General features: G+C 71.2%; 9 protein-coding genes. All 9 read right to left on the bottom strand.

The window, feature by feature from the left end; all coding sequences use genetic code 11:
• The coding region (locus FGD71_RS00695; RefSeq protein WP_162930978.1) for an MATE family efflux transporter at nucleotides 1–1089 on the bottom strand (1089 nt) is incomplete at its 3' end.
• A gap of 5 nt (nucleotides 1090–1094) precedes the next feature.
• Complete coding sequence (locus tag FGD71_RS00690) at nucleotides 1095–2369, bottom strand: DUF4910 domain-containing protein (protein WP_119098384.1); 1275 nt, start codon at nucleotides 2367–2369, stop codon at nucleotides 1095–1097.
• A 20-nt stretch (nucleotides 2370–2389) separates the two neighbouring features.
• A complete protein-coding gene (locus FGD71_RS00685) occupies nucleotides 2390–3415 on the bottom strand; it encodes an NAD-dependent epimerase/dehydratase family protein (RefSeq protein ID WP_119098380.1) in 1026 nt (341 codons plus the stop codon).
• Between the two features lie 3 nt (nucleotides 3416–3418).
• On the bottom strand, nucleotides 3419–4066 hold the full coding sequence (locus tag FGD71_RS00680; RefSeq protein WP_119098383.1) for a PIG-L deacetylase family protein: 648 nt from the start codon (nucleotides 4064–4066) through the stop codon (nucleotides 3419–3421).
• Nucleotides 4063–4857, bottom strand: coding sequence for a sugar phosphate nucleotidyltransferase (locus FGD71_RS00675; RefSeq protein WP_119098379.1), 795 nt, complete (start codon nucleotides 4855–4857; stop codon nucleotides 4063–4065). Before FGD71_RS00675 ends, FGD71_RS00680 begins: the two co-directional genes overlap by 4 nt.
• On the bottom strand, nucleotides 4854–6089 hold the full coding sequence (locus FGD71_RS00670) for a class I SAM-dependent methyltransferase (protein ID WP_119098378.1): 1236 nt from the start codon (nucleotides 6087–6089) through the stop codon (nucleotides 4854–4856). The genes FGD71_RS00675 and FGD71_RS00670 overlap by 4 nt, the downstream gene beginning before the upstream one ends.
• The gene (locus FGD71_RS00665) at nucleotides 6086–7327 is read right to left on the bottom strand and encodes a glycosyltransferase (RefSeq protein ID WP_119098377.1); all 1242 of its coding nucleotides are present in this window, start codon (nucleotides 7325–7327) and stop codon (nucleotides 6086–6088) included. The genes FGD71_RS00670 and FGD71_RS00665 overlap by 4 nt, the downstream gene beginning before the upstream one ends.
• Nucleotides 7328–7329: 2 nt before the next feature.
• On the bottom strand, nucleotides 7330–8586 hold the full coding sequence (locus FGD71_RS00660) for an O-antigen ligase domain-containing protein (RefSeq protein ID WP_119098376.1): 1257 nt from the start codon (nucleotides 8584–8586) through the stop codon (nucleotides 7330–7332).
• Between the two features lies 1 nt (nucleotide 8587).
• Nucleotides 8588–10126 (bottom strand): right-handed parallel beta-helix repeat-containing protein, encoded by a 1539-nt coding sequence (locus FGD71_RS00655; RefSeq protein WP_119098375.1) that lies wholly within the window; start codon nucleotides 10124–10126, stop codon nucleotides 8588–8590.
• Nucleotides 10127–10128 lie beyond the last annotated feature (2 nt).

Below are 10128 nucleotides of genomic sequence, written 5' to 3'. Positions count from 1 at the left end.
CCGGGCCGCGCCGAGCGCGCGCAGCCCGGCCGCCGCGCCGGTGCCGAGGCCGGCGCCCGCGACGCCGAGCGTGGCCGGCACGATGAGCTCCGAGGCGGAGTTCCAGACGCCGCCGAGCACGAGCTCGCCGAACCGGTCCGGCACCAGCAGCAGCGCCGCGCCCCAGAGCAGTGCGGCGGCGGCCTGCGCGCCGCCCAGCAGGAGGCAGAACGGGCCCAGCCGGTGCGGGGCCCGCCGCACCACCCGTGCCGCCTCCGCGACGGTGACCAGCGACAGCCCCATCAGCACGGCGAGGAACGGGCCGAGCAGCAGCTCGGCGCCTCGGACCACACCCACCGCGCTGACCCCGACGATCGCGCCGAGCCCGTACGCCCGCAGCTGGCTCGCGCCGCTGACGCATGTGTTCTCGACCAGGTACCGGTAGCCGAGGTCGCGGTGCTCGCGGACCCACTCGCGCACTCCGGTCATGTGGGGCCGGATCCCGGACTGGAAGCAGCCGTACACCGCGGCCACCGCGGCGGACACGCCCCAGGCGAGCACGAAAGCGGCCACACTGCCCACGCGGGCCGCCACCACCATGGCCGGGACGAGCGCGACGCCCCACACGAGGTCGTTGACGAACGCCTTCCGCCCGATGCCGGCGGCGAAGAACGAGTACCGCCAGGCGTCCTGCAGCAGCAGCCCCGGCAGCATGACGCCGAGGCAGGCGAACGCGGGCCCCACGCGGCCGCCGAGAGCCAGCCCGACCGCCAGACACGCCGCGCCGATGGCGGCACCGACGCCGAGCGCGGTACCCGACGACCGGGCCACCGCCCCGCGCCAGGAGGCGTCCGGCACGCCGCTGAAGCGCACCACGAGCGGGTCGGTGGCCAGCCCGCGGGAGACGCTGAGCACCACGCCGTAGGTCACCCAGGCCAGGCTGAACACGCCGAACGCGGCCAGCCCGAGCGAGCGCGCCACGTAGATCCCCACCGCGAAGTTGGTCATGCTGGAGGCCGCCTGGTCGGCCAGTCCCCAGGACAGCCGGCCGACGATGGCCCGCCTGGCGGTCGCCGCCTTTGGCCTCGTCTTCTCCCCCTCGGTGGTCATCGGCGTCATGCCTTGATCAGCCCGGCGCCGTGCAGGGCGCCGGCCGCGGCGGCGACGGTGTCGAACGGCAGCCCGGACCGCTCGGCGACGTCCAGCAGACTGTGCTCGCCGTCGGACAGGTTGAGCACCCAGAGCATGGCCATCTGGGCCTGCTTGGTGTCGCTGCGGCCGCCGAGCGCGTCGTACAACCCGCGTCGGCCCAGCTGCGGTTCGCCGTACGGGCTGAGGTTGACGTACTGCCGGTTGCGGTCAAGGACGGCGAACGCCTCGCGGCAGACGGCGAGCGTGTCCGCCATCGCCTCCGGGGAGACGAAGTCCAGGTTGTCCGCCGAGGTGTGGTACTCGGGGTAGCCCGCGTACGGGGTCCGGGTGAGCGAGCCCACGCCGAGATCGAACCCGGGCGAGCAGAACTGCCGCTCGTCGTAGCCGTACGGAGTGAACTCGGCGACGCGGTGCGGGCGTTCGGATGCGGCCAGCACGTGCCGCATCACGCGGTCGATCTCGGCGTCGCCGCGCCTGCTCTGCTTGTACGTCAGCCCGCCCGGGTCGCCGGCGCAGGCCAGCACAAGGCCGTGCTTGACCCGTTCCACCCGCTCCGCGTTGCGGGCCAGCCAGGTGATCGCCCCGATGGTGCCGGGCGCGAACAGGAACCGGTAGGTGTAGTACGGCGTCTGCTCCGCCAGCGCCCGGGCCAGGAACGTCGCCACCGCGATGCCGGCCAGGTTGTCGTTGGCCAGCGACGGGTGGCAGACATGGCAGGAGACGATCACCTCGTCGGGGACCTGCCCCGGGACCACGTGCTCGGCGTAGGTGAGATGGCCGTCCGCGAGTGTGGAGTCGATGCACACCTCGTACTCGCCGTCCGGCATCGCGTCCAACGTCTCCTGGGCCAGGCAGAAACCCCATTCCGGCTTGTAGTAGCTGGTGCGGTACGGCACCCAGGACGGGTGGTCCGGCAGGGTGTGCAGGTGTTCACGCAGCTCGGCCAGCGGCATGGTCGCCGACACCGGCACGCTGTAGCCGAGCACGTGCAGGCTGGACGCGGCGAAGTCGACGACCCGGTTGCCGGCGGTGTCGGCGATGTACGCGTCCCGGATGTTCCACTCCTGCGGCACCGTCCAGTCGAGCACCTGAGTCCCGGTCGGCACCTCGTGCACCTGCAGCGGGATGTACTCGCCGACGATGTCCAAAGTGGCGCGCACACCGTCGCCGGTGATGCTCCGGCACAGCGGGTACAGCCGCTCCACCAGCGCGTACATCTGGTCACCGGCCGCCGTCATCGGCTGTTCGCCGGCCGCGGTCATCGGCGCCACCGCAAGGTGTCGTCGACGGTGCCGGCGTCGGACGCCGCGCGCAGCACGGCAAGGCGCGTGAAGCGGCGCTCGAAGTCCTCCCGGGTCAGCCCGTGTTTCCGGTAGGCGTCGGCGAGTTCGAGCGCGCCCTGCTTCACCGTCCACTCGCAGTCGAAGCCGGGCACCGCGGCGCGGAACCGGGAGAAGTCCACCCGGTACGACCGCGGGTCGGCACCGGTCTCCCCGGTGATCACCACCTTCGCGCCGGACACCGCCTCGGCGACCTGCCCGGCGATCTCGGCGACCGTGACGTTGTTGGTCTCGCTGCCGATGTTGAACGCCCGGTCGTGCACCGCTTCCCGCGGCGCGGTCAGCGCGGCCGCGAAGGCCCGTGCGATGTCGGCGGCGTGCACCAGCGGGCGCCACGGGGTGCCGTCGGAGAGCACCAGGACCTCGCCGGACAGGAGTGCGTGGCCCACCAGGTTGTTGAGCACGATGTCGGCGCGCAGCCGGGGCGAGTAGCCGAAGGCGGTGGCGTTGCGCATGAACACGGGGGTGAAGTCGCCGTCGGCCAGCGCGTGCAGGTCGTCCTCCACCCGCACCTTGGACTCGGCGTACGGCGTCACCGGGCGCAGCGGGGCGTCCTCGCCCACCAGGTCGTCGCCGCCGGCGGCGCCGTAGACCGAGCAGGTCGACGCGTAGAGGAAGCGCCGCACTCCGGCGTCGCGGGCCAGCCGGGCCAGGCGTACGGACGCGTGGTGGTTGATGTCGTAGGTGAGGTCCGGCGCCAGCGATCCCAGCGGGTCGTTGGAGAGCGCGGCCAGGTGGATCACGGCGTCGACGCCGGCCACGTGTTCCGCTGTGACGTCACGCAGGTCGACCCGGTGCCCCTGCGGGTCGGCGGGCGTCGGGCCGAGGACGCAGTCGGCGAACAGACCGGAGTCGAGGCCGACGACTTCGTGTCCGGCGGCCGTGAGGACCGGGGCCATCACGGTGCCCAGGTAGCCCTGGTGTCCGGTGAGCAGTACGCGCAAGGTTCAATCCCCCAGGTTGAGAACGAGTTTGGTGACGGCGAACGCCTCGGCGTAGCGCTCGTGGCATTCGATGCCGCGGATCCGGGCCAGGCCGAGGAAGGCCTCGCGGTCGTACCAGGGCCGGTGGCGCTGCGAGGGGTAGTGCTCCTGCAGCAGCCGCACCTTCTGTTCGGCGATCTCCGGCGACAGCGGCTGGTAGGCGGTCGGACGGCCGAGATCGCCGTCCCACTTGACGATCTCGTAGGCGAGCACGAGGTGGTCGCGGAACGCGGTCGGTATCAGCTGCGCCAGGCCGCGGTGGTCCTGGTGCGCGTCATCGGTGCGTGGGGCGAGGACCAGATCCGGGTCGGTCCGCTCGCGCAGCTCCTCGACGGCGGACTTGGCCTCTTCCCAGTGCGCGGGCAGCCGGCCGTCCGGCAGCTTGTGCACGGTCAGCCGCAGGTCGGCGCCTGGGCAGAAGGCGGCGAGCGCGGCCTGCTCCTCCTGCTCCCGCTCGCTGCCACCGCCGGAGAGCACCAGCGCGTCGACGCGGATACCCGGCCGCGCGTTGCACAGCGTCAGCAGCGTGCCGCCGGCGCCGATGGCGATGTCGTCGCAGTGCGCGCCCACCGCGACGATCCGGTCCAGCCGCCCGGTGTCGAGCCGGATCACGCCCTCACCCCCGCGCGGTCCCGCTCCCATACGGCCCAGGGGCGGTCGCCCCGGGCGTAGGCGTCGTCGAGCGCGGCCCGCTCCTTCACGGTGTCCGTCGGCTTCCAGAAGCCGCGGTGCTGGTGCGCCACAAGGCGGCCCTGCTTGGCCAGTTGGGCGCATCCGTCGGCGACCAGGTCCCCGTTCTCCGGTATGTGGTCGAAGACCTCCTGGCGGAGCACGAAATAGCCGCCGTTCTCCCACAGCGGCAGTTCGCTCACCGCGGTGATGCCCCCCACCAGGCCGTCCTCGCCCAGCTCCACGCAGTGGAACGACGACTGCGGCGGCACCACCATCATCGACGCACCGGCGTCACGCTGCGCGAACCGGTCGATCATCTCCGGCAGCGGGGCGTCGGTGAGCACGTCGGCGTAGTTGGCGAGGAACATCTCGTCGCCGTCCAGGTGGTGCCGCACCCGCCGCAGCCGCTCCCCGATCGGTGACTCGATGCCGGTCTGCGCGAACGTGATCGTCCAGTCCGAGATGTCGGTGGACAGCAGCTCGGTCCGCCCGCCTCTCAGCACGAAGTCGTTGGACGTCGTCTCCTCGTAGTTGAGGAAGAAGTCCTTGATGTGGTGAGCCCCGTACCCGAGACACAGGATGAACTCCGTGTGCCCGAAGTGCGCGTAGTAGCGCATGACGTGCCAGATCAGCGGTCTCGGGCCGACCATCGCCATCGGCTTGGGCACGTCGTCTGCGGCACCGCTCCGCATCCGCATCCCGTAACCGCCGCAGAACAGAACGACCTTCATGACTTGACCTCGACAATGCTCAGTTCCGGGATGGGAAAGACGAGCCGGCCGCCCCAGTCGTGCACGAAGGACAGCTGCTCGACCAGCTCGGCCCGCAGGTTCCAGGGGAGGACGAGGACGTAGTCCGGTTTGTCGGCGGCTATCTGCTCGGGCGGCAGGATCGGGATGCGGGTGCCCGGGGTGAACCTGCCGTGCTTGTAGGGGTTGCGGTCGACCGTGTACGGGAGCAGGTCGGGCCGGATGCCACAGTGGTTGAGCAGGGTGTTGCCCTTGCCCGGGGCGCCGTAGCCGACGACCGTCTCGCCGCGCTCGGCCGCGTCGATGAGGAAGCGCAGCAGGTCCCGGCGCACCTTGGCCACCCGGGCGGAGAACTCGGTGTACCCGGACAGCTCCTGCAGCCCGGCGGCCTTCTCCCGGGCCAGCACGTCGGCCACCTGCTGCGTCGGCTCGCCGGCCACCTCGGCCGGCCGGGCCCACAGCCGGATGGAGCCGCCGTGCGTGGGCAGCAACTCGACGTCCACGAGCGTGAGTCCGCCGCTCGCGAGGGCTCGGATCGCGGCGGCGACCGTGTAGTACTGGAAGTGCTCGTGGTAGATCGTGTCGTACTGGTTCTCCTCGATCAGGGTCAGCAGGTGCTGCACCTCGATGGAGACCCAGCCGTCGTCGGCGACCAGGGCGCGCAGCCCCTGGGTGAACCCGACCACGTCGGGGATGTGCGCGTACACGTTGTTGGCCACGACCAGGTTCGCCGGACCGTGCTCTTCGCGGACGGCTGCGCCGGTGGCCGGGTCCAGGAACTTCGTGAGCGTGGGCACACCCGCGTCCCGCGCCGCGGCGCCGACGTTCACCGACGGCTCGATGCCGAGGCAGCGGATCCCCCGGTCCACCATGTGCCTCAGCAAGTACCCGTCGTTGCTCGCGACCTCGACCACGAAGGCGTCGGTGCCGAGACCCAGCCGCTGTACGGAGTCGGCGACGAACGTGCGCGCGTGCTCCACCCAGGAGGTCGAGTAGGAGGAGAAGTACGCGTACTGCGTGAACGTCTCCTCCGGCGTGATCAGCGGCGGGATCTGCGCCAGCCAGCAGTCGGTGCAGACCCGCAGGTGCAGCGGGTACGCCGGCTCCGGCTGGTCCAGTTGGTCGGCGGCGAGAAAGCTCTCACATGGTGGCGTCGCCCCAAGGTCGACGACGCTCGCCATCGCTTCCGAGCCGCAGAGTCGGCATCGTGTCATCTACTGTCCCCATCCCCCCTGCTCGCGCGGGTGTCCCCGCCGCGAGCCAGTGCTGACCGCCCCGCGATCGCGGTGCGGTACTCATCAACAAGGCGGTCAAGGCCGACGGCCGGGCTGAAACCCTGCTCGTAACGGCGCCGGGCCGCCTGGCCCATCTCCCGGTTGCGGGCCGGCTCGACCGCGATCCGGCGTATGCAGGACGCGAGCGAGGCGGGCTCGCCCGGCTGGTGCAGCAGCCCGGTCACCCCGTCCTCGACGAGTTCGACGAAGGCGCCGTGGCCGGCGGCGACGGTCGGGACCCCCGCCGCCATCGCCTCCACGACCACCAGACCGAACGCCTCCAGCCACGTCGAGGGAGCCACCACGGCGACCGACCGCCCGACGGCCTTCCGGCACTCCGCCGGGTCCAACAGGCCGACGTACCGCACGTCGTCCCGGCCCGCCGCCCAGGCGGTCACCTCTCGCTCCAGTGGCCCCGCGCCGGCGATCACGAGCGGCACGCCCACACCGCCGCTCGCTGCGATCTCGTCCCACGCGGCCATGAGCAGCCGCACGCCCTTGGCCTCCGCGAGCCGGCCGAGATAGAGCAGATGCTCGAAGGCGCCCGCGCGGCACTCGCCCGGGTCGGGCACGAAGTTGTGCTTCACCGCCAGCCGCTCGGCGGGCATGCCGGCCCGCACCAGGACGTCGCGCTGCGCCGCGGAGATGCAGAAGAACCGCTCCACGCCGGACCACCACCGCCGCCGGTTGACCGACAGGCTGACCGCGAGCGGCACCGTCGCAAGGCGGGAACTCCGGTAGCAGCCGTGCCGGACGGCGGGCAGCGGCGTCGACCCGACGCACTCGGTGCACGGCCGGCCGTCCCGCTGCAGCGTGCCGGGCGGGCAGACCTGGGTGTAGTTGTGCAGCGTGGCGACGGCGGGCACACCGACGTCGGCGCAGGCGGCCAACACCGCCGGCGACAGGAGCGGGAAGACGTTGTGGACGTGCACCACGTCCGGCCGCTCGGTGCGAAGCCGGGCGGCGAGCTCCGCGCGGACCGCCGGGTTCCACGGCACAAGGAGCGGCACCGCGGCCTTGCCCAGCAGGGACCGGGCGGCGATGTCGTCGCTGCGCCGCTCGAACACCTCGACCCGGTGGCCGGCCCCGCGCAGCAGCTCCACCTCCTGGTCGACGACCTTGTTCTCCCCACTCGGCTGCGCCGAGGCGTAGCGGTTGTGCACCACGAGGACGTGCATGCTCAGATCAGCTCCGATCTACGGGCCCATCCCGGGATGCGTCGTCGAGGGGCTTCGGGCATCGCGAGAGGAGCGGTCGCGGCAGGTGCCGCCAACAGCGAGGCGGCCAGGGCCAGATGCAGCAGATACGGCGAGGCGTCGCCGAGACCGGCCTCGGTGTACGACGCGATCGCGCAGTAGCTGATCAGGAAGATCGCGCAGGCCCTCTGCAGCGACGGTGGCCGCAGCAACGCGACGCCGCCCAGCACGACGATGATCGCCGCGACGAGGGTGACGCCGATCAGACCCTGCTCCTGGTAAACAGCCAGCCAGCTGTTGTCGATCGGCAGCCCGCCGAACGACTTGTCGCCCAGGCCCATGCCGAACAACTTCTCCCCGGTCGTCCGGGGCGCTGCCAGCAGGGCGTCCCAGACCTTGGCCCGACCGGTGAGGCTGGTGAAGTTCTCCTGGCTCTGCCCGCGCAGGAACCACGCCTGGAGCGCGGAGCTGAACCCCACCGCGGCCACCGTGGCGCACAGCACCGTCCAGGTGAAGAACCGGCGGGCGGCGGCGCTGGTCAGGATGAGTGAGCCGATCGCCAACGCCAGCCCGATGAGCAGGCCGAGCGTGGCCGTCCGGGTATGGGTCAGCGCGAGCAGGACGAGTGACGGCACGATGACCACCGCCGCGCTGACCCTGTCGGTCCGGCGCCCCAGTACGAGCAGTACGGTGAGCCCGATGATCACCGCGGCGTACTGTCCGATCTGCGGCGGGGTGAGCGGCCACAACGCGCCGACGAGGCGCCCGCCGTAGAGCTCGGGCAGAGCCGCGCCCGGTGAGATGGCCAGGCCGGCGGCCACCGACCCGAGCACCGCGAAGTACATCCGGATGTGGTGCCGGACGAAGGTCAGGCCTCCATCCCACCAGCGGCTGAGCAGCCACAGCGTGCCGACGAAGAGAGCCAGCCGGGTGCAGCGGAACAGCGCGCCGAACCCGGACTCCAGGTTCGCGCTGGAGATCACGCTCGGCACCAGCAGCAGGGTGAGCAGGAGCACGTAGGCGCTGGCTCGGATGCGCAGCCGGAGATTGACGGTGAGCGCCAGCGCGAACGCGGCGACCAGCGCGCCCATGGTGACCATCTGGATGAGGGAGCGGGGCAGCGGGATGATGGTCTTCGCCCCGGCGGAGCCGAGCGTGTTGAGGACCAGCAACCCCCAGACGACCCCGACGGTCTTCGGCGTGCCGGCAGGGAGCGGTTCGGCGCCGGGCTGCGTGCCCATCTCAACCACCGGCCCGTGGGCCGAGGGTGCTGCCCGAGTCCTGCAGGTAACGCTTGCCCCGCCACTGCCCGAAGTCGAGCACCCGGCTCGGGTCGTAGGCGACGAACTTCCACGGTCCGAGGTAGACGTTGTCGTGCCAGCGGTTGTCCTGCTTGTGGGTGATCGCCTCAGCCACCCGCTCGCCCTGGTACGGCGACCAGTCCGGATAGGTGCCGTAGTTGGCGAGGACCGCCATGCGGTCGCACTTCACCGTGCACTTGACGACGGACTTGTCCAGCACGAAGCGGTTGTCGTGGATGTCCACCCGCTGGGTCTTCCACCGGCAGTCGCCGTAGAGCGGTGGCTTGCCGATAGCCGGCTTCGCGCAGCGGTCGGTGTCCCGCACCAGCAAGGTGCAGTCACCGGACGAGGTGTTGGCCGGGCTGTTGCAGAACCGGTCGGCGTTCTCCCACAGGGTGATCCCGGACCAGTTGTCCTCCAGCACGTTCCGGTAGATCTCGATCTTGTCGGTGCGGGCCCGGATCCGTGGTTCGCCGCCGGACTCGGACACGTAGACGGTCGCGAAGGGGAAGCTGTCGCCGCGTTCGGCTTCCCTGCGGCCCTCGACCCAGTTGTTCCGCCGGATCGTGTTCTTGCGGATGACCGCGTTGTAGCTGGTCTCGTAGATCAGCGCGGCGCCGTCGTTCGCCTCGAGCACGTTGTTCTCGATACGGAAGTCGTTGTTGTTGGTGTCCGCCCACAACCCTGTGCCACGGTTGTCGTGCACCCAATTGCCGCGTATGTCGGCGCCGTTGACGGCCCAGAACTTGATGCCTCCCGTGCAGCCGCAGCCCTTCCGCCGTCGCTCCCAGTCGCCGGTGTTGTTGCCGACGATCTCGTTGCCTTCGACCACCAGGTCGCTGATACGGCCATTGGCCTTGTACGCGTTCATGCCGTACTGACCGTTGCCGCGCAGGCAGTTGGCGCGAACCCGCTGGCGGGAACCGGCCATCATTCCGGCGGCGGAGTTGTGCTGGATCGTCGCGTGCTCGATCACCCACCCGTCGGCCGAGTCATGGTTGACCACGCCCTCGTCGTGCGGCGCGACGAAACGCTGCACGGTCAGGTAGCGGATGGTGACGTTGCGGGCGCTGCCGCCGAACGCGTACTGGTTCTTCTTCCCGCCGTCGAGCACCGCGCCCGGCGCACCAAGGTAGCGGTTCCCCTCCTTGGGGATGACCTGGGCGTAGCGGTCCGGGGCGAGCCTGTGCTTGCCGGGGCGAAGCCAGAACGTGGTGTTCGGGGGACTGCTCTTGGTCTTCTCCGCCAGGTCACCGACCACCGCGGGGTCGACCGTCACCGCGCCCGCCGGCGCCTTCGCCGGCCCGGCCGCGGGCTTGGCGCACACCCGGGCCACGGGCGTGGAGGGCGCCCTGGACGCGGAGGGCGCATCGGTCGGCTCCGCCCGGGCGTCCGGCGTGCTCGTACAGCCGGTCGCCGCCAGCAGGACCACCGCCAGCGATGCCGCCGCCCACGCCCAGTGCCGCCTCTTGATCCCCACGC

The sequence above is a fragment of the Streptomyces sporangiiformans genome, assembly GCF_005768555.2.
In the GTDB taxonomy this organism is placed as follows: domain Bacteria; phylum Actinomycetota; class Actinomycetes; order Streptomycetales; family Streptomycetaceae; genus Streptomyces; species Streptomyces sporangiiformans.
This window is presented reverse-complemented; position numbering and strand designations above follow the sequence as displayed.

What these genes read in the sequence shown, in the direction of transcription:
- FGD71_RS00690 (WP_119098384.1), bottom strand. Translation starts at nt 2,369, where the DNA reads ATGACGGCGGCCGGTGACCAGATGTACGCGCTGGTGGAGCGGCTGTAC.
- FGD71_RS00675 (WP_119098379.1), bottom strand. Translation starts at nt 4,857, where the DNA reads ATGAAGGTCGTTCTGTTCTGCGGCGGTTACGGGATGCGGATGCGGAGC.
- FGD71_RS00670 (WP_119098378.1), bottom strand. Translation starts at nt 6,089, where the DNA reads ATGACACGATGCCGACTCTGCGGCTCGGAAGCGATGGCGAGCGTCGTC.
- FGD71_RS00665 (WP_119098377.1), bottom strand. Translation starts at nt 7,327, where the DNA reads ATGCACGTCCTCGTGGTGCACAACCGCTACGCCTCGGCGCAGCCGAGT.
- FGD71_RS00660 (WP_119098376.1), bottom strand. Translation starts at nt 8,586, where the DNA reads ATGGGCACGCAGCCCGGCGCCGAACCGCTCCCTGCCGGCACGCCGAAG.